The 21,089-nt window shown below is 63.8% G+C and carries 7 protein-coding genes; 2 read left to right on the plus strand and 5 right to left on the minus strand.

Annotated elements, in window-relative coordinates; all coding sequences use genetic code 11:
• Window positions 1-34: 34 nt before the first annotated feature.
• The 5 genes from BLS87_RS01505 to BLS87_RS34880 form a co-directional block, all read right to left on the minus strand.
• Window positions 35-12,568 carry a BapA/Bap/LapF family large adhesin gene (locus tag BLS87_RS01505; protein WP_074749631.1) on the minus strand — a complete coding sequence of 4,178 codons (12,534 nt, stop codon included), beginning with the start codon at window positions 12,566-12,568 and terminating at the stop codon, window positions 35-37.
• A gap of 466 nt (window positions 12,569-13,034) precedes the next feature.
• Window positions 13,035-13,724 carry a YoaK family protein gene (locus tag BLS87_RS01510; protein ID WP_083370570.1) on the minus strand — a complete coding sequence of 230 codons (690 nt, stop codon included), beginning with the start codon at window positions 13,722-13,724 and terminating at the stop codon, window positions 13,035-13,037.
• Between the two features lie 116 nt (window positions 13,725-13,840).
• The gene (locus BLS87_RS01515; protein ID WP_074749632.1) at window positions 13,841-15,082 is read right to left on the minus strand and encodes an MFS transporter; all 1,242 of its coding nucleotides are present in this window, start codon (window positions 15,080-15,082) and stop codon (window positions 13,841-13,843) included.
• 1,097 nt (window positions 15,083-16,179) lie between these two features.
• Complete coding sequence (locus BLS87_RS01520) at window positions 16,180-17,199, minus strand: alpha/beta hydrolase (protein ID WP_074749633.1); 1,020 nt, start codon at window positions 17,197-17,199, stop codon at window positions 16,180-16,182.
• Between the two features lie 254 nt (window positions 17,200-17,453).
• On the minus strand, window positions 17,454-18,335 hold the full coding sequence (locus BLS87_RS34880; RefSeq protein WP_074749634.1) for a helix-turn-helix domain-containing protein: 882 nt from the start codon (window positions 18,333-18,335) through the stop codon (window positions 17,454-17,456).
• A gap of 265 nt (window positions 18,336-18,600) precedes the next feature.
• Here BLS87_RS34880 and BLS87_RS01530 point away from each other — a divergent pair, with 265 nt between their 5' ends.
• Window positions 18,601-19,950, plus strand: coding sequence for a glutamine synthetase family protein (locus tag BLS87_RS01530; RefSeq protein WP_425262186.1), 1,350 nt, complete (start codon window positions 18,601-18,603; stop codon window positions 19,948-19,950).
• A 35-nt stretch (window positions 19,951-19,985) separates the two neighbouring features.
• Window positions 19,986-21,080, plus strand: coding sequence for a polyamine ABC transporter substrate-binding protein (locus BLS87_RS01535; RefSeq protein ID WP_074749636.1), 1,095 nt, complete (start codon window positions 19,986-19,988; stop codon window positions 21,078-21,080).
• The last annotated feature ends 9 nt before the right edge of the window (window positions 21,081-21,089 follow it).

Consider the following 21,089-nt stretch of genomic DNA (forward strand, 5'->3'; position numbering starts at 1 on the left):
TTCCTTACTGACCTGGGTCAGACTTCCCTGGATCTCAAACAACCTGAATGCCGTTCTGTACCCACAAATGGTGACTCGGGTCCTCCTGCGGGGTGTATTGGGTGTAGTCGATTCCGTCCGCCTGGTGGGTGCCGTCGGCCGCCCAGGTGTCGGTCATGTGCACACTGTCTTTGCTGTCGCCCTTGATCAGCAGGGTGTTGTTGTCAGAGGAGGTGATCGCCACCAGGTCTGCCAGGCTCACGGTCAGTGACACGGCGCTGGTGTGATTCAGGTCCAGCACTTCGATGTTGTGAATCCGGCTTTGCAGATCGCCCAGATTGATTGCCGCGTCGCCACCGGCCCACAGCAGCGTGTCGGTGCCAGTACCGCCGTCCACCGACGCGAAATGCGGGTCGCTGATGATCAGCGTGTCGTTACCGGCACCGCCTTGCAAGGTCACGGCGCCGCCGTGGGATCCGTCGAGGGTGTCGTTGCCGTCGGTGCCCTGAATCAGTTCGGTGCCCGCAGCGGCGGCCGTTGTCGCGACCGACGCGGCGCTGTGATCGTCGACGCTGGCCAGGGCCGCGAAGGATGTGGTGGCCACGGCGCCGGCCGCGTCCAGGTCCACCGTCAACGTGGCAGTGTCCGTGGTGCCGTTGGGATGGGTCAGTTGGTAGGTGAACACATCCTGATGGCCAACCACCGCGCTGGTCTGGCCGGGGTTGAGGGTGTAGACGTAGCTGCCGTCGGCATGCACCAGTAACGAACCGTAGGTGCCGACCAGGGTCGTGCCGTTGTAGCCCGGCGTGACGAACATCCCGGCTTGCTGCACGCTGAGCACGGTATAGGCCGAGCCGAGTACGTCTGCACCGGCCCCCGCCGTGTCAGTGAGAAGGTTGCCTGCCACAGGCGTGTAGCTGCCGACGACGAACTGGTTGGTGGAGGTGGCCACATTGATGAGGCTGGTGTTGATCGTGCTTCCCACGCCCAGACCGCCAACGGCCACTTTGACCTGATAGCTGCCGGACGTCTGATCGTCGAACTGGATGCCGTAATTGCCCCCGCCCAGATTGAGCAACGAGCCGCCGCCGTAGCTTTTCACCAACACGTATTGACCCGTGGTGGTGTTGAGCTTGTAAAGACTCACCGTCACCGAACTCAGCAGGCTCAACAGATTACTGGCGTTGACCACGACCGTAAGGTCACTGACGGTGTTGGCCGCGACACTGGTGGCATAGGTACCGCTACTGCCACCCAGCAACACGCCGAAGCTGCCCAGCGCCGAGTTTGTGGTGACCTCCTGATTGACCAGGGTGATGCCCGTATGAGCGATGTCGTTGGTGGCGTCCACCAGCAAGGCCGGACTGGCGAGGTTGGTGTTGCTCCAGATTTCCGCCGCTTGTGGACTGTCGATGCGAACGTACAGCGTGGCGGTGTCGCTCAGCCCGTTGGCGTGCACCAGTTGATAGTTGAAGACATCCACTTTGCCGACACTGCTCAGGCTGCCATTGGGTTTGTAGCTGTAGTTGCCGTTCGCGTCGATGGTCAGCGTGCCGTACAGGCCCTGCACGGTCGTGCCACCGGCTGCCGCTACGTAGCTGCCGTTTTTCTGGATCTGCAACAAGGCGCCTTGATCAGGGCCGGTCTGGTCGACCTGACCGTCAGTGCCGACGTCGCTGATCACGTTACCGGTGATCGCCGCACCGGCGGTTCCGGTGAACTGCGTCAGGCTGGTGATATCCAGTTGCAGCTGGGTGGTGACGGTGGTCAGCACGCCGATGCCGGCGCTGGCCACGGTCAGGCGATAGTCGCCCCCCAGCAGGTCGCCGATATTGACCCGCACGCCCTGACCGGCAATGGCGATCAGGTCGAGCAGTCCACCGCTGCCATTGACGTCCAGTGTGACCCAGGCGCCGCTGGCGCTCTTGACTTGCAGCGTGTAGGAAACGCCGTCGAGCAGCGAGATCAGGCTGCCCGAGGTCAGGGTCAGCGTTGGGTCGATGCTGGTGCCGCTGGCCACGGTAAAGGTGAAGGTTTTCGAGAAGCCGGACAGCAGGGTGGTGAAAGAGTCGGAGAAGTTCTGCGTGACCTTGACCGGCGCGATGATCACCGTGGCGGTGGCCAGATTGTCACTGGCGACCACCGGCGCGTTGACATCGATATCGGGTGCCGTGACGACCGTTGCGACCGAGACGTTGCCATGGGTGTCGGTGAGGCTGACGGACAACTTCTCACCGTTGATCTGCGCTGCATTGAGCCCGACGCTGAACACACCGGTGCCGCCAACCACCGCCGTGCCGAGCACGGTGCCGCTGGCGGACTTGATGATTACCGTAGAACCGGCTTCCCCGGTGCCGCTGACCGTCAGGCCGTCGCCACTGACCAACAGCGTGGTCGGCGCGACAGGAGCCGTCAGGTCCGGTGCGGTTGCCGTGGCCGATACCGAGACGTTGCCGGTCGGGTCGGCCTGCGTGACGGTCAGGACCTGGTTGTCGATCTGCGCAGCGGCCAGTGCGACGGAGAAGCTGCCATTGGCCGCCACGGTGCCTGTGCCGAGAACAACACCTGTGGCACTGCGCACGGTCACGGTCGAGCCCGCCACACCCAGTCCGGTCAACACGGTGCCACTGCCGTTGACGGCAACGCCGGTGGGCGCGCCGGGGGCTGTCGTGTCGGGCGCTGTCAGGCTGCCCGCCGCAGAGACATTCCCCGCACCGTCGACCAGACGCACCGTCAGCGGTTGACCGTCGAGTTGCGCGGCCGAGGTCAGGTTGAAGTTGAAGGTGCCGCCGCTGCCTACCGTGCCGGTGCCCAGCAAGGCACCGCCAGCGCTGTAGACGTTGACCGTCGCGCCCGCTTCGCCGCTGCCATTTACCGTCAGACCGTTGGCTGCCAGGGTCAGGCCGGTCGGTGCAGTCGGTGCCTGTATATCGGTGGCCACCAGGTTGGCGACCGGAGACAGATTCCCGGCAGGGTCCGCCTGTTGGACGTTGAGTGACTGGCCGTTGAGCTGCGCGCTGGACAGTTGCACGGTGAAGCTGCCACCGGCACCCACCACCGCGGTGCCCAGCACCTGGCCTGCGGCGTTGGTCACGCTGACGGTCGCACCCGGCTCGCCGGACCCGCTCAGTTGCAGGCCGCCAGGGTTGAGCGCCAGATTGTTCAGACCCGCAGGCGCCGTGGTGTCCGGTGCCGTGAAGCCGGTTGACGCCGAGACGTTGCCGGCTGCGTCGGCCTGGCTCACGGTCAGCGGCTGGCCGTTGAGTTGTGCGGTGTTCAGCGTGACCGAGAACGTGCCGTTCGCCGCCACGGTTCCGGTGCCCAGCACCAGGCCGGCGGCGCTGCGCACGGTCACTGTGGCCCCGGCTTCACCCAGGCCCGTCAACAGCAGACCGGTGCCATTGAGCCCCAACGTGGAGGGCGCGCTGGGCGCGGTGATGTCCGGCGCCGTGACGTTCAGCGTGGTCGAAGGATTCCCCGCCGTGTCGGTCTGGAACGCGTTGAGGATCTGTCCATTGGCTTGGGCGCTGTTGAGTTGCGCACTGAAGGTGCCGTTTGCGCCGACCACAGCCGTTCCCAGTGCCGTGCCGTTGGCAGAGGTGATGGTGACCGTCGCGCCGACTTCCCCGCGCCCGGTCACCGTTGTGCCCGTTGCGTTGATTGCCAGATCGGTCAGCGGAACAGGGGCTGTGGTGTCACCTGCAGTGATCTCGGTCGGCACCGACGAGCCACCGAGCACCGTGCTGGCGGTGACGTCCAGAATCTGGCCGTTGGTTTGCGCCGGGCTGAGTGTCACCGTGAAGGTGCCGTCGATGCCGACGGCGCCCGTACCCAACGGAGTGCCCGTCGGGCTGTACACCGTGATCGTTGCACCGCTGGCGGCGGTCCCGGTCAGTGTCACACCGTCCGCCGAGAGGACCAGGTTGTCCGGGGCATCCGGCGCAGGCGTGAGGGGCACCACCAGCGTGGACGCGGTGGAGTCATTGCCCGCGGCATCGCTCTGAACGACGAACAGTATCTGATCGGCAGCGATGCCGGTCAGGTCGATGACGAAGGTGCCGTTCGCCCCCACGGTCCCGGTCGCGATCTCTACACCGTTGACGCTGACGGTGACGGTCGCGCCGACCTCACCACGGCCGGCGAGTTGGGTGTAATCCGGGCTGATCGACAGATTGCTGACCGGGTCCGGATCGGTGGTGTCGGGCGCCGTAAAGGGCAGGGTGGCCGACGGGTTGGCGGCGGCATCGGTGGCGGTCACCAACAGCGTCTGGCCGTTGGTTTGTGGCGCATTCAGCGTGACGGTGTAGGTGCCGTCATCCCCTGTTATCGCCGATCCCAGAAACGCGCCGCTTGCCGAGGTCACGGTCACGGTGCTGCCCGCTTCAGCGGTGCCGGTCAGGGCAGTCCCACCCGCCAGTTCGGTGACGGTCGGCAGCGCCGGGGCTGTTATATCCGGTGCGTTGACGGTCGCCGGTGTTGAATCATTGGTCCCGGTATCCACCTGAACCACAGACAGCAACTGTCCATTGAGCTGCGCGGTCGACAGGTCGACGCTGAACGTCCCGTCGGCCGCAACGGTCGCAGTGCCCAGAAAGGCGCCTTCGAAGGACACATTCACTGTGGCGCCCGCTTCGCCGGTACCGGTCAGCACCAGGCCATTGAGACTGACCGCGAGGTTGTCGACCGGCGCCGGATCGGTCACGTCCGGGACTTGATACGTTGCGTTGCCTGAGACGTTAGTGGCGTCGTCGGTCTGTGACAGGGTGAGTACCTGACCGTTGAGCTGCGCGGGGCTGAGTGTGATGCTGAAGGTGCCATCGGGATCGACCGTCGCAGTGCCCAGCGCCAGGCCGGTTGCGCTGGTGACCTGGACCGTTGCACCGGCTTCCCCGGTTCCGCTCAGGGTTACGCCATCGGCACTTAGCCCGGTGACGACAGGCAGGGCAGGCGCTGTGATGTCCGGTGCATCGACGGTCGTTGGCGTCGAAGGATTCCCCGCCGTGTCTCGTTGAATGACCGAAAGCGTCTCGCCATTGAGTTGAGGCACTGACAGCGTGAGCGTAAAGGTGCCGCCCGCGCTGACCGTTGCGGTACCGAGGACGTTGCCCGCGGCATCGCTGACGACAATGGCCGCGCCTGCTTCACCGGTGCCGCTGACGACTCGGCCTGCTTCATCGATCGCCAGGTTGGCCACTGCGTTTGGCGCGGTGGTGTCCGGGGCGAACAGAGTGCCCGCCGCCGACGCATTGCCTTTGGCATCGGTAAGCACGACGAAGACTTGCTCGCCGTTGGTCTGGCCTTGCGTGAGTGTGATCAGGAACGTGCCGTTGGCACCGACCGAGCCGGTACCGATCTGGGTGCCATCGGCCAAGGTGATGCGCACGGTCGCGTTGGCTTCACCACTGCCGCTGAGCACACCGCCGTCTGCGTTCAACAGCAGTTGAGTGGGCACTGTTGGGGGCGTCAGGTCCGGCGCGGTCACCGGCACGGCCGCACTGACGTTGCCCGGTGGGTCGGCCTGCTGGACGTTGAGGATCTGATTGTTGATCTGCGGCGTGCTCAACGTGACGCTGAACGAGCCATCGGCCAATACCACGCTGCTGCCGAGGACATTACCGGCAGGGTCTTTGACGGTGACCGTCGCGCCGGGCTCACCGGTACCGGTCACCACTGCACCCGCGGCGTTGATGTCGACGTTGGCAAGCGGGTCGGGCGGCGTGAAGTCCGGCGTCACCAGGGTGGCGTTGGGTGACACGTTCCCTGCGGTGTCTGTCTGCACCAGCGTCAGCACTTCGGCGTTGGTCAGCGGTGGGCTCAGCACCAGCGTAAATGTTCCGGTGCTGCCGACCACGACGGTGCCCAGTGCGTTGCCGTCACTGTCGCTGACCGTCACCGTGGCGCCGGCCTCGCCATGTCCGGTCAGCGTTGCACCGTCACTGGAAATGGCCAATTGCGTAAGCGCTATCGGTGCGGTGGTGTCGATGGCGATCAGGTTGGTGGCGGCCGAGGTATTCCCTGCGGCGTCGGTCAGGGTGACGGCAAGCGTCTGGCCGTTGGCCTGAGGGTTGGTCAGCGTGATCTGGAAGCTGCCGTCGAGGCGTACGCTGCCGGACCCCAACAGTGCGCCGGCGGCATTGAAGACGTTGACCGTCGCGCCGGCTTCCCCCGTCCCGGAGAGCACACTGCCGTCGCTGCTGACCGCCAGCGCGGCCGGCGCGTCGGGCGCCACGAGGTCCCTTGCCACAAGGTTCAGGCTGGGGGATTCGTTCCCGGCCGCGTCGGTCTGGCTCAGGTTCAGGGTTTGCCCTGCAATTTGCGGCGTGGTCAGGGTCAGGCTGAAGGTGCCATTGGCGGCGACCAGGGCGTTACCCAGAATCACGCCACCTGTGCCCATCACCGTGACGGTCGAGCCCGCTTCGCCATGGCCGGAGAGGAGCGCGCCGTCGGCAGAAAGCACGAGGTTGCTCAGGGGCGCAGGGGCGGTGACGTCTGCGGCGGTGTAACCGGTGGGCAAGGAATTGATACCGTCGCTGGACGTCGCCGTCGCCGAAAGCTGCTCGCCGTTCAGTTGCGCCGTATTGAGCGTGGCGCTGAAAGTACCGTCACTGGCGACCAGCGCCGAGCCCAGCAGGGTGCCGGACGGGCTGCGTATGCTCACCGTACTGCCCGCCGTGGCGGTACCGGTCAAGGTGAGGCCGTCAGCACTCAGGGCGAGGTTGGCCGGTGCCGGCTCTGCCAGATTGCCCGGCGCGGTGACGGCCGCTTGCGGCGATGCATTACCCGCCCCATCGGTCTGAATGACGTTGAGGACGGTGCCTGCGGCGGCCCCCGGGCTCAGCGTCAGGTTGAAATTGCCGTTGGCGTTCACCGTTGCCGTGCCCAACTGGACACCGTTGGCATCACCTACCACCACGGTCGCGCCCGCTTCGCCGTGACCGGCCAGCGACAGACCGTCCGCCGTGACGGCCAGGTTGCTCACTGCCAGCGGGGCGGTGGTGTCAGCCGCGGCATAGGCTGCCGGATTCGATACATTGCCTGCCGCATCGGTGGCCGTCACGGTCAGTGCCTGACCATTGAGTTGCGGCGAGCCGAGCGTGACCTGGAAGGTTCCATTCGCGGCCGCAGTGGCGGTACCGATTATTCCGCCAGCGGCATCCCGTACGATCACCGTGCTACCGGCTTCGGCGTTACCGGTCAGTTGCAGACCAGCGCCATTAAGCACAAGCGCAGTCGGTGCATCCGGCGCAGTGAGGTCGACCGCTACCACGTTCACCGCAGTGGAGACGTTGCCCGGCGGGTCTTCCTGGGTGACCGTCAGCACCTGCGCATTGGTCTGTGGCGAGCTGAGCGTGAGGTTGAATGAACCGTTCGCCCCGACCAGCCCGGTGCCGAGCAAGGTACCGTCCACGCTGCGCACGGAAACCGTCGCCCCGGGCTCGCCGTGGCCGGTGACGGTCACGCCGTCGGCATTGACCGCGACCTGAGTGAGCGCCGCCGGTGGGCTGATATCCGGTGCCTGCAAGGTGGCGGATGGCGATGCGTTGCCGCTGGGGTCGACCTGGCTGATGTCCAGTGTCTGGCCGTTGTTCGGAGGTGGCGCGAGGGTGACGCTGAATGCACCGTCGGCCGCCACGACGCCCGTGCCCAGCAGGGTGCCATTGCTGTCGGTGACACGAACGGTAGCGCCCACTTCGCCGGTGCCGGTGAGCGTGTTGCCACTGGCGCTGATGTTGAGGTTCTGGACGAGGGCCGGAGGCGTGGTGTCCACCGTATTCAGGCTGCTCTGCGGCGAGGTGTTGCCCGCTGCATCGGTGAGGGTGACCTGCAAGGCCGCGCCGCTGGTTTGCGCGCTGGGCAGCATCACCTGGAACTGACCGCTCTGGTCGACGGTTCCGGTGGCCAGCACGTTGCCCGCTGCATCGCGAACGGTGACCGTGGCACCCGCTTCACCCTGGCCGCTGATCACGGTTCCGACACCGTTGATGGCTAAGCCGGTCGCGGCATTCGGTGCCTGCAGGTCCGGGGCGATCACGCTGCCCGGTTGCGAAACGTTACCGACCGCGTCGCTCTGGGTGGCGGTCAGGGGTTGCGCGTTGAGCTGAGCAGGGTTGAGGACAATGCTGAAGTGACCGGTGCTGGCCACCACGCCTGTGCCCAATACGGTGCCGCTGCTGTCGGTGATGGTAACGGTGGCGCCGACTTCACCTTTGCCCGTGACTGCGCTGCCGTTGGCGTTGATGGTCAGATCCGAGGGCGCGTCAGGCGCCGTCGCGTCAGTAGCAGTGACTGTACCGGGCACTGAGTGGTGGCCACTGCCGTCGCTGGCGGTCACCTGCAACGTCTGCGCATTCAACTGAGCAAAGCGCATGAAAATGGTGAAGCGACCCAGACTGTTGACGGTGCCCGATCCAAGGTTCGTCCCGTCGGCCGCAACGATATTGACCGTGGTGCCAGGGGTGCCCGCCCCGGTCAGGGTGAAGCCGTCGCTGCTGATGACGAGGTCCGTCGGCATGGCTACCTGATTGCCGTCGGGGCCGGAAAGGTCGACCGGCGTGGAGGGGTTGCCGCTGCTGTCGGTACTGATGACCGTGCTGATGCTGCCGTTTTCCGCAGGCGGGTTCAGACCGATGACAAAGACACCATCGTTGCCGACAACGCCCGTCCCGATCACGAGGTTGCCGGGGGCGGTGATGGTGATGGTCGTTCCGGGCTCGCCGGTCCCGGACACCTGAGCGCCGTCCGGGCTGACGGCGAGGTTGGCCACTGGAGGCGGAGGCGTGGTGTCGGGCGCCTGAGTGCTGACCGGGAGTGAGTCATGGAGGCCGTCGGAAACGACGACCTGCACTAACTGGCCGTTATTGAGTGTGCCGGGGAGGCTAAAGGTGAATTCGCCATTGGGTCCGGCTGTGGTGGTGCCCAACAGGTTGCCGTTGGCATCCAGCACATTGACCGTGGCGCCGGCTTCGGTCGTGCCGCTCAGCACGCCATTGGCGTCGACGGCCAGGTCAGTCGGCGCGAGCGGCGCGGTAATGTCAGGGGCGGTGACGTTGCTCGCAGCCGAAGGGATCTGACTGGCGTCAACTTGCGTCACGTTCAGCGTTTCGCCGTTTTGTTGAGGGCTGGTCAGGATGACGGTGAAGCTGCCATTGGCTGCCACCACCACGCTCCCCAGCAGCGTGCCGTTCACACTGCGGACTTCAATGGTGTCGCCCGCAACGCCATTGCCCGAAACATGAAGCCCGTCCGCAGTGATCGCCACGTTGCTCGGGGCGTCGGCGGGCGTCGTGTCCAGCGCGGTCACCGGAGTGGAAACCGACAGATTTCCCTCAGTATCGGTTTGCGTGACCTGGACTGTCTGGCCGTTGTTCTGAGCCGGAGACAGCGTCACCTGGAAAGCACCGGTCGTGGCATCCGCCGTCGCAGTACCCAACAGGTTGCCGCTCTGGTCCCGTACGTACACGGTCGCACCCGGTTCGGCTTGCCCGCTCAGCAGAACGCCTGTGCTGTTGAGGGTAAGGTTGCCAGGCGCGTCGGGTGCCTGAATGTCCGGGGCGTCGACAGGCACTGGCGTCGATGGCGTCACCGAACCATCCACCTGGCTCACGTTCAGCCCCTGGCCGTTGATCTGCGGGCTGGAAAGGGTGATTTCAAACCGTCCGTTTGCGCCCACCACCGCTGTGCCCAGTGAATTGCCTGAGGCATCGGTCACGGTGACCGTCGCGCCAATCTGGCCATTACCGGTGACCACCGCGCCATTGGCAGAGATCTCGACGTTAGTTACCGCATCGGGCACGCTCTGGTCCGGCGCGTTGACGGGTACCGGCGTGGATGGATTGCCTGCGGCATCGGTCTGGGTGACCTGCAGCACCTGCCCGTCGGTCTGCGCCGTGGTGAGGTTGAGCGTAAAACGACCGTCACCCCCAACGCTGCCCGTACCGATCATGGTGCCGAGCGCATCACGTACGGTCACAGTCGCGCCAGGTTCGCCTCGACCGGTGAGCACCCCGCCCGAAGTATCCAGCGCAACGTTGGTCAACGGCGTCGGCGCCTGGGTATCAGGCGCCGTGAAGGGAACAGGCGTTGCAGGATTCCCGGTGCTGTCGCTCGCGTTGATCAGTAACGTCTGCCCGTTGTTCTGCGCACTGCTGAGGGTCACGCTGAATGAGCCGTCGGCGGCGACGTTGGCGCTGCCAAGCACATTGCCGTTGGCGTCGGTGACGGTGATTCTCGATCCCGCTTCACCGTGGCCGCTGAGCAACGTACCGTCACTGCTGAGCGAGAAACCATCAGGCTGCAGGGGCCCGTCCAGGTCCCCGGCAACCACCGGTGCCGACGCCGACGGGTTTCCGGCGGCATCCGCCAGCACGACCTGCAAGGTCTGACCGTTGGTCTGTGCGGTATTCAGGGTCACGGAAAACGCGCCGGTCGCAGAGACCGTGCCGGTGCCGAGCACGGTACCTTGAGCGTCTGTGATCGTGATTGTCGCCCCGGGTTCTCCACGACCGGTGACGGACAGACCGTCGTGGGCAACCGCGACATCGGCCGCCGCAACAGGCCCTGTGATATCCGGCGCTGTGACCGGCACGCTGACCGACGTCTCGCCATTGCTGTCGGTGGCGGTGACATTGAGCATTTCACCGTTGGCCCGTGGCTCAAAGAACGTCACCGTAAAGGTGCCACCGTTACCAACCACTGCGCTTCCCAGCAACGTGCCGTTCGCGTCCCGAACCTCAATCAAGTCGCCTGCCGTGCCGTTACCGCTCAATTGAGTGCCTGTGGCATTCAACGCCAGGTTGCCAGGCGTCCCTGGACCCTGAGCATCAGGCGTGAGGACGTCGAGCGCCGGCGAAGGATTGCCTGCGGCATCGGCTTGGGTAATCTTCAACGGTTCACCTGGAGCGGCCGCCGTCGTCAGCGTGATCAAAAACGTACCGTTTGCGCTGACAACACCGGTGCCGATGGCCGTTCCGCCCGCGTTGAGCACGGTAACGGTTGCACCGATTTCGCCGTTGCCGGACAGCAGCGCACCGTCGACGCTGATCACCACGTTGGTCACCTGAGCCGGGGCGGTGGTGTCGGCCGCGGTCAGGGGCGTGGAGGATGTGTTGCCCGCGGCGTCAGTGGCGCTGACGTCCAGATGTTCACCATTGGTCTGGGCGCTCGCCAACGTCACGCTGAACGTGCCATCCAGACCGGCGCGTGCCGAGCCGATCACCGCGCCTGAGGCATCGCGAACCAGCACCCGGGCGCCGGCTTCGGTGACACCGGTCAGCGTCAAGCCGTCCGCTGACAGAACGAAGGTGCCCGGCTGCGCCGGAGCGGTGGTGTCGGGCGCCTGCAGCGGCACATTGGATGAGACGTTGCCGGCCGCGTCAGTCAAGGTCACCTGCAGGACTTGACCGTTATGCGGGGCTGGATTGAGCCCTACGCTGAAGGTCCCGTCAGCGCCGACACTGCCGGTCCCCAGCAACGCGCCGTTAGCGTCGATGATGTTGACCGTGCTGCCTGCTTCGCCGTGTCCGCTGACCAACGAACCGCTGCCGCTTATCGCGACACCCGTCGGGGCGTCCGGTGGCGTGGCATCGCCATTGCCCGGTGTCGTGACGTCCGTATCGGGCGCCTGGGCCTGGGCCGGTGTCGAGGTGTTACCTGCTGGATCGATGGCGATGACCGTTAACGATTGGCCGTCGGTCTGCGGCGGATTCAATGTCACGTTAAACGTGCCGTCAGCGGCAACCGTGGCGGTTCCGAGCAAGGTGCCATTTGCCGCCCGGACCTGGATCGTTGCACCGGCCTCACCGGTGCCGCTCAAGGCAGTGCCATCCGCATTGACGGCCAGACTGCCAGGCGCATCAGGTGCTGTAGTGTCTGCCGCGGTCACCGAGCCCGGCGTCGAGACGTTACCCGCCGCATCGGTCAGCGTCACATCCAGCGCCTGGCCGTTGGTCTGCGGGGCATTGAGAACGACTTGGAAACGGCCGTCGCTGCCTACCGTTCCGGAGCCCAACACGTTCCCGGCGGCATCGTACACGGTGACTCGAGACCCTATTTCGCCAAGCCCGCTCAACGACAGACCGTCGGCGGACAAGCCGAGTCCTGTGGGGGCATCGGGCGCTGTCGTATCAGGGGACGCTGCGCCACCTCCGCTGCCGCCTCCACCGCCGCCACCTGCCGCCGCAGCGGCACCGCCTGCGCCGAGCAACCCTAATCCGGCGATCGCCCATGTAGGTGTGGCGCTGCCCACGACACCGGCACCGGCAATCAGCTCGTCAATGGAAGAGACTTCCTCGAAGGTAAAGCCTTTGAACACTTGTGCGTCGTACTGTGCCTGCCACAGTGCGCCGTCGTCGCCTTGAAACACCATGTCGCTGTGGACGCCGTCCGGTCCGGTATTGAAGAAGTTGGCGACCCTGATGTGTTCGCCATTCTTGAGATTGACCACCAGGTCCTGCCCACTGCGGCTCGCCGAGGCGACTCGGTCGGGCGCGATCGGCATTTGAACGACAGAGGGGTGGTTTAGGGCCAGATCGCCCCAGGTAGTGGCAGTGAGTTGAGAGGTTGTTTTGTCAGCGACGACGATGTTTTCCATTTCGTTGAATCCTGGTTCCATATTTCGCTTCGGGACAACAACCGCGCGGCCGTTCCATCAAGCTGGCCGCCGCTCTTTGGGCGTTAATACCGTCAGAGTGAGTGCTGTTTTATTCGTCTGCGGTTATCCGTTTGGTTAGAAAGCTAGATTGGATCCCGCGGGTTTCAATGCCTGCTAAATTGACAATCGCCTGTTTTTTGCACTGTCAGTAGCGTTAACAGACTGATAACTATCAGGTAATGGCTGATAAACGGATTGCGTGCCGGTCGTCGGAGCAAGCGGGACATGAGTCCTAACGCAGGGGGGTGAAAAACCGATGTATTCATCTGGATGGCCGAAGCAGCAGATGGCCATGCGCCCGGCCATGGCAGCATTAAAGTCAGTGGCGTGGCGCCCATGAAGAGCGCCGGCAGGTTTACGGCTTCGGGTTCGCCTCAGCGATTGGGACGCGCAGAGGCGCAGGATTTCACGCCAGACTGTCACTGCTGCCAAACGTGCTCACGCACGTCCAGACCGCAACCAGCACCGGCACGGTCAGGCACCACAGACCGAGTGCCAGATACAACAGCGCGGCGCCGATGCAACCGGCGGTGAAACCCAGCAGGTTCAGCGCGATGGGCTTGAGTCGTTGCTTGATCACACCGCGTTCTTGCTCGTCGCGTAAACCGAGCAGCGCAAACACATCGATAGCGCCCTGGGTGACATTCCCGGTCATCAGGGTGGTGGGCGGCGCGCCTTTGAGGTGCTGACGCGAGATCGCGTTCTGAATCGCCATGGCGGCCACGCCGGTCATGCCGGTGATCAACGCGGAGGCGCTGTCGCCGTCGCTGAAGGGTCCCAATTCGATAGCCAGTACACTGAACGCGGCGAGTAAAAGGGTGTGCAGGATCAGCAGCGGTCGCAGGGGTGTCCATCCACGCCGGTTGATCGAAACGGCTGCCAGGTGGCTCAGCCCACCCACCACGGCAAACACCGGCAATGCCAGGAGTTTGGCCAGCGCCCCCGAGGTGCCGTGGACAATGCTGACGCCCAGGGTCACGAAGTTGCCGGTCACGTGAGCCGTGAACAGGCCTTGCAGGGCGAGAAAGCCGACGGTGTCGACAAAGCCGCCGTTGAAGCTGAGGGCCGGGGCCATGGAGCGATGAATCGCGGGCATTTTGAAACTCCGTCAGATCGCAGGGCTGCGGCTTCATTCGCGAGAAACGATCAGGCAATCAGGATGCCGACCCTCGCGAATGAACGCGTTTTGCAGGGTGTGCGCCGTGCTATCAATCAACGACCGGCCTCAGGTTGAGCGCTGGAAACCGGTTGGTCGGCGGGCGGTTTTTGCGGCTCTCGGACAAAAATCGCCAACAACATCGCGCCCAGGCTCAATCCGGCCAGTGCCAGAGAGCCCACATCGATCGCCAGATCAAGGCCCCAGGCGGTTGCCGCGCGGCCCAGCAGCATCGCGACCACGCCTTGCATCAGGTAGGCCACCAGAAACAGCGCCGACAGCGTTCCGGCCCGGTGGTGCATCGGCGCATGGGCGTTGATCAGGTTTAGACCGCCCATGAACAACAGGCTGTAACCGGCGCCGCTGGCGGCACTGGACAACAGGAACACTGGCAGCGCATGGGTCGCGGTCGCCAGCATCAGCAACAAAAGGCTGGCAATGGAGAAACTCGCACCGGCAATGATGGACAGCTTGGAGCTGAAGCGTTTGGCAACGATCCCGGTGAAACCCACCAGAATGGCGAACAGTGAGATTGCACCGCCGTTGACCAGTGCATTGCTGGAGCCGATCAGGTCATGGGCGATCTGCGAGCCGAGCGACAACATGGTCGCGCCCACTGAATAGGCGCTGAGCACCGCGCTCACCGACACCAGAAAAACGCGGCGCAACGGCTTGTGAATCTGCGGCAACTTCAGCGACCAGCGTTTGCTGCTTTCCGCCTTGGTGTGACGCGGCAGGTGCCAGACGCCAGCCAGCGTGGCGACCAGCACCACCACCAGCACCCAGAAGCTCAAACGGGTGGGGAAGGGTGCGTATTGGATCAACCCGCCCCCCATGATCAGTGCCGCTGCCAGACCGAACGCCTGCGCCGCGGTGGTAATGGCGCCGGCGAGTTTGGCTTTACCCGGCGCGCTGAACTCCACCACGGCGGCCGCTGAAGGGCCGGCGGAAAGCCCGACGCCAATGCCCATGAACGCCCGGCCCACCAACAACCAAGTGACGTCAGGGGCGACCGCAAACAGCAGGACGCCGATCAACGACGCCGTCAGTCCCCACAGCATCGCGGCGCGGCGGCCGATGTAATCGGAGAGGTCGCCCAGGGCAATCAGCGTTGCGACCACGAACACGGGGAACACCGCAAAAATCAGCGTGGTCACGGTCGGTGTCAGTTGCCATTGATGCGCGTAAAGCGGGTACATCATGGCCGGTGCGGCGCTGGTCCACAGCGTATGGACAACCACGGCAGCGGCCACCCAGAAACTGCGTTTGCGGCCCCATGTGCGGGAGTTTTGGCTCATGTCAGTTGCCTCGAGGGTGTCAGTCATGACGTTAAGGTGCACAGGCGAAAAAGCCTTGTACCGATGTGCGTTTGATTGCGGTGTCCAGTCAGCCAGCGTTGCAGTGGCCGAAACACCGCGTTCGCCACTGTCGTAACCTCCAGCAGCTCCCACAGGTTCCGCGGTAACCACAGGTCTTGCGGCAGCCGCGAGTCCTGGGTCTGCCCGGTCCCTGTAGGAGACGTCGGAGGTTACGACGGCAGCGAATACGGTGTGTCAGTCGCCATCGATGTAACTGCCCCAGCGCATTCGCGAGCAAGCTCGCTGCCACAGGTTCCGCGGCAGCCACAGGTCTTGCGGCAGCCGCGAGTCCTGGGTCTGCCCGGTGCCTGTGGGAGACGTCGGAGGTTACGACGGCAGCGAATGCGGTGTGTCAGTCGCCATCGATATAACTGCCCCAGCGCATTCGCGAGCAAGCTCGCTCCAATAGGTTCCGCGGCAACCACAGGTATTGCGGCAGCCGCGAGTCCTGGGTCTGCCCGGTGCCTGTGGGAGACGTCGGAGGTTACGACGGCAGCGAATACGGTGTGTCAGTCGCCATCGATGTAACGGCCCCAGCGCATTCGCGAGCAAGCTCGCTCCAACAGGTTCCGCGGCAACCACAGGTATTGCGGCAGCTGCGAGTTCTGGGTCCGCCCGGTCCCTGTAGGAGACGTCGGAGGTTACGACGGCAGCGAATACGGTGTGTCAGTCGCCATCGATGTAACGGCCCCAGCGCATTCGCGAGCAAGCTCGCTGCCACAGGTTCCGCGGCAACCACAGGTCTTGCGGCAGCCGCGAGTTCTGGGTCTGCCCGGTGCCTGTGGGAGACGTCGGAGGTTACGACGGCAGCGAATACGGTGTGTCAGTCGCCATCGATATAACTGCCCCAGCGCATTCGCGAGCAAACTCGCTCCCACAGGTTCCGCGGCAGCCACAGGTCTTGCGGCAGCCGCGAGTCCTGGGTCTGCCCGGTGCCTGTGGGAGACGTCGGAGGTTACGACGGCAGCGAATACGGCAGGTCAGTCAATATCGTCCTCAATTGACCCACCGCTTAGCCAGCCAGCCGGGTCAGGAGATCAATTCAAGTGAGCCTTGAGCTCGCCCGCCGCCTGACGCATCGCTGCCTTGACCTCCGCAATGTTGCTCAGCGGATTGAGCAGCCCGTAGTCGTGGACCATGCCGTTGTAGCGCACCGCGGTCACATCGACGCCAGCGGCATCCAGCTTGCGGGCATAGGCTTCGCCTTCGTCACGCAACACATCCAGGCCGGCCGTCTGCACCAGCGCCGGTGGCAGGCCCTTGAGCTGCTCGGTGGTCGCACGCAGTGGCGATGCGTGAATCTCGGCGCGCTGTTTCGCATCGGTGGTGTAGCTGTCCCAGAACCACGTCATCATGTTTTTGGTGAGGAAGTGACCCTCGGCGTAGGTCTGGTAGGAGCCTGTGTCGAAGTTCGCATCGGTGACCGGCCACAGCAGCAATTGGAAACGCAGCTTCGGCGTGTTCTGCTCTTTGGCCATCAGCGCTACCACGGCTGCCATGTTGCCACCGACGCTGTTACCGGCCACGGCGAGCCTTGAGCCGTCGACATTGATGTCCTTGCCGTGCTCGGCCACCCAGCGGGTCGCGGCGTAGGCTTGATTGATCGCGGTGGGGTAATGCGCCTCCGGCGAAGGCGTGTAGTCCACGTAGACCGCCACCGCACCTGAACCCACCACCAGATCACGAATCAGGCGGGCATGCGTCGGATAATCACCGAGGACCCAGCCACCGCCGTGGAAATACATGAATACCGGCAGTTCACCTTTGACGCCTGCGGGGCGCACGATCGTCAGCTTGATGGTCTGGTTGTCGGCCTTGATGGTCTTCTCGCTGACCTGGATGCCGGACATATCGACCTTCACCGAGTTCTGTGCACCGGTGAGCACCGCACGGGCATCCTTGGGCGTCATTTGCTCCAGCGGTCGGCCGCCACCTGCCGCGAGGGCGTTGAGGAAGGCTTGAGTCTGGTGCTCAGGCACGGTGGTTTCGGCGGCGAACGCATTGCCAATGGACAGTGCGAGGAGGGTAGCGGTCAGGATCTTTTTCAGGGTGTTCATGAGGGCTTAGTCCTTTAGGTCGAATGAGTCGGGAGTGGGTGGCCGCTGACGCTCGTTGAGCGGGATGCTTGCTGGCTTGGAGGTGAATGTACGGACTAAACGATGAGGGAACAATTAGGCTAAATGGGGAATCATTGTTTCTGATTTGGGGACGCTGAATGCGCGACGTGTCGCTCGCAGGCAACGAATGTCCGGGTGCAGCGGGTGGAGGGATTTTTGCAGGGCGGGAGCCGGTCGGCGTGCGCTTGCCTGTGCTAACGAGAAGACCGGGCAAGGGTCTGGCTGGGGTATTCCAGAAACAGCGACCGATAGGTTTCCGCAAACCGCCCCAGATGCCAGAACGAATAGCGCATCGCAACTTCTGCAACGTTGGTGCCTTCGCGCCTGGCTGACAAAAGATCCTGACGTGCCAGGTTCAGGCGTCGGGTCCGTAGCCAGGCGGTCGGCGCCATGCCGACGCATTCATTGAAGGCCTTGCGCAACTGCTGGAACGATGTATCCGCGGTCTCGGCCAATTGCACGACGCTGAAATTTTCCGTGGGGTAAGCGCTGACCTGTTCGAACACCCGCTGCACGATCTTTCGCTGATCACGGACTCGCAGATTTCTGCCCGATAAGGGCGAGCACTGCGACTGTTCCAGCACGTACAGACAGTCCTCGATCAACTGATCCCCCAAGTGAATCGACTCGGCGGTGTCAGCGTGGGTCATGCGGGTCAGCATCGTGCTCAGCCAACCGCTGAACAGCGCGCCGTGAGGGGATTTGAGCGGGGTCAGCAGCAGGTCTTCGAAGGTGCGGTGCAGATGGCGGGTGCCCAGGCTGTCCTGTCTGATTACCACCGCGATTTCGCGGTAGTTCTCCGGTGTGATCCACAGGTTCTGCGTGCTGGCGTCCAGCAGGTACAGCGCGCGGTCGGCCATGTCGAAGCTGAACACCAAGGCATCGCTTGGCGCTTTGTAATACTGCTCGATGCGGGTATTCATGTGCTCTTCGTAGACTTGCACGCCGCCCAGTTCCGCCTCGACCAGCCGTCCCTTGAACTGCCCCGACGACATCTGCGCGTAGTGCAGGCTCCAGCCTGCGTAAGAAGTGCCTTGCTGATCGGCGGCGACGGTTTCGAATACCTTGACCGACATAAATAGCCTGCGCTTGAGCGCTGTTGTTATGAGGTGCGGGCACCATAGCAGCCCGCCTTGGCGCCCCGCAACCCACGTTTTCCGGGGCTTTCGGTGCCCCGCTGACTGAATCTGTGTTCGCACCAAAACAGGGCGGACAGGTTGCGCGAAAGTGGATAGACCGGCGGCTCGACGATCTTCCAGCATAAGGCCCAGCACAGCGCTCGGGCCGAAGCCCACCGCGCCAGGATTCGTCGTCACCCCCAGAGGTCTCATGGACAGCAGCGTGAAAGACCCACTCGCCGAGTGGTTGAAGAGCTACGGCATCACCGAAGTCGAATGCGTGGTCAGTGACCTGACCGGCATCGCCCGCGGAAAGATTCTGCCCACCAACAAATTCCTCAACGAACACGGCATGCGCCTCCCGGAAAGCGTGCTGCTGCAAACCGTGACCGGTGATTACGTCGACGACGACATCTACTACAACCTGCTCGATCCGGCCGACATCGACATGACCTGCCGCCCCGATCCGCAGGCGGTCTACGTGCTGCCCTGGGCAATCGAGCCGACGGCGATGGTCATCCACGACACCTTTGATCGCTACGGCAATCCCATCGAGCTGTCACCGCGCAACGTGCTCAAGAAAGTCCTGGAGCTCTACGCGGCGCAGGGTTGGCGACCGGTGGTGGCGCCGGAAATGGAGTTCTACCTGACCCAGCGCTGCGCGGACCCTGACTTGCCGTTGCAAGTGCCGACCGGGCGATCCGGACGTCCTGAGAGCGGCCGTCAATCATTCTCTATCGAAGCGGCCAATGAGTTCGATCCGTTATTCGAGGACGTGTACGACTGGTGCGAAGCGCAGGGGCTGGACCTGGACACGCTGATCCACGAAGACGGCCCGGCGCAGATGGAAATCAACTTCCGCCATGGCGACGCGCTGGACCTGGCCGACCAGATCACGGTGTTCAAACGGACCATGCGCGAGGCAGCACTCAAGCACGACGTGGCGGCGACCTTCATGGCCAAGCCGATCACCGACGAACCCGGCAGCGCCATGCACCTGCATCAGAGTGTGGTCGACATCAAGACCGGGCTCAGCATCTTCAGCACCCCGGAAGGCGAGCCCACCAAGCTGTTCCTGCAACACATCGGCGGTCTGCAGCGCTATATCCCCGAAGTGCTGCCGCTGTTCGCACCCAATGCCAACTCGTTCCGCCGTTTTCTGCCGGACACCTCGGCGCCGGTCAACGTGGAATGGGGCGAGGAGAACCGCACCGTCGGCTTGCGCGTGCCAGCCTCCGACGCGCAGGCACGGCGGGTCGAAAACCGGCTCCCGGGCGCTGACGCCAACCCGTACCTGGCGATCGCCGCGAGCCTCTTGTGTGGCTACATGGGCATGATCGAAGGCTGCGACCCGAGCGCGCCGGTGCAGGGCCGAGGCTATGAGCGACGTAACCTGCGCCTGCCGTTGACCATCGAAGATGCGCTGGAACGCATGGAGGCCAGCGCTGCCGTACGCAGGGTACTCGGCGACAAGTTCGTGCAGGGTTACGTCGCGGTCAAACGCGCCGAACATGAAAACTACAAGCGCGTGATCAGCTCATGGGAACGCCAGTTCCTGATGATGAGCGTCTAAGCGCAGCGGTCTTTTCCATTGACGTTGGGGGCACCATGAAGTTGATCGTTACCACGCTGTTTCTGCCGGCTGTGCTGGCCGGAGCAGTCACCCAGGCTCACGCCGAAGGCAACACCGTGAAGATTTACAACTGGTCCGATTACATCGGCCCGACGACGCTGGAGGACTTTCAGAAGGCCACCGGCATCCAGCCGACCTACGACGTGTTCGACTCCAACGAAACGCTGGAAGGCAAAATGCTGACCGGGCGCTCGGGCTACGACGTGGTCGTGCCGTCAAACCATTTCCTCGGTCGGCAGATCAAGGCCGGTGCGTTCCAGAAACTGGACAAGGCCCAACTGCCCAACTGGAAGAACCTCGACCCGAAACTGATGAAGCAACTGGAGGCCAACGATCCGGGCAACCAGTACGCCGTGCCGTACCTGTGGGGCACCAACGGCATCGGCTACAACGTTGACAAGGTCAAGGCCGTGCTCGGTGTCGACACCATCGACTCCTGGGCCGTGCTGTTCGAACCGGAAAACATGAAAAAGCTGCAAAAATGTGGCGTCTCCTACATGGACTCGCCCGATGAAGTCTTCCCCGCCGTGCTCAATTACATGGGCTTATCGCCCCGCAGCGAGAACGCCAAGGACTACGACGCGGCGACCGAGAAACTCAAGGCGGTGCGCCCGTACATCACCTATTTCCACTCGTCCAAGTGGGTGTCGGACCTTGCCAACGGCGACATCTGCGTGGCGTTCGGTTATTCCGGCGACGTGCTGCAGGCCAAGTCCCGGGCCGAAGAAGCGAAGAATGGCGTGAAGATCGCCTACTCCATTCCCAAGGAAGGGGCCAACGTCTGGTTCGACATGCTGGCGATTCCCAAGGACGCCGAGCACCCGAAAGAAGCCCTGGCGTTCATCAACTACCTGCTCGAGCCTCAGGTCATTGCCAAGGTCAGTGAGACCGTCGGCTACGCCAACCCGAACCCGGCGTCCAATGCGCTGATGGGCAAGGAGATCACCGAGAACCCGTCGATCTACCCGACACCTGAAGTCATGAGCCGGTTCTACATCTCCTCGGAATTGAAGCCCGCGACCCTGCGCCTGATGACGCGCAAGTGGACCGACATCAAATCCAATCGTTAAGGAACGCTT

Origin of the sequence: Pseudomonas abietaniphila (assembly GCF_900100795.1) — a bacterium.
Classification (GTDB): Bacteria; Pseudomonadota; Gammaproteobacteria; order Pseudomonadales; family Pseudomonadaceae; genus Aquipseudomonas; species Aquipseudomonas abietaniphila.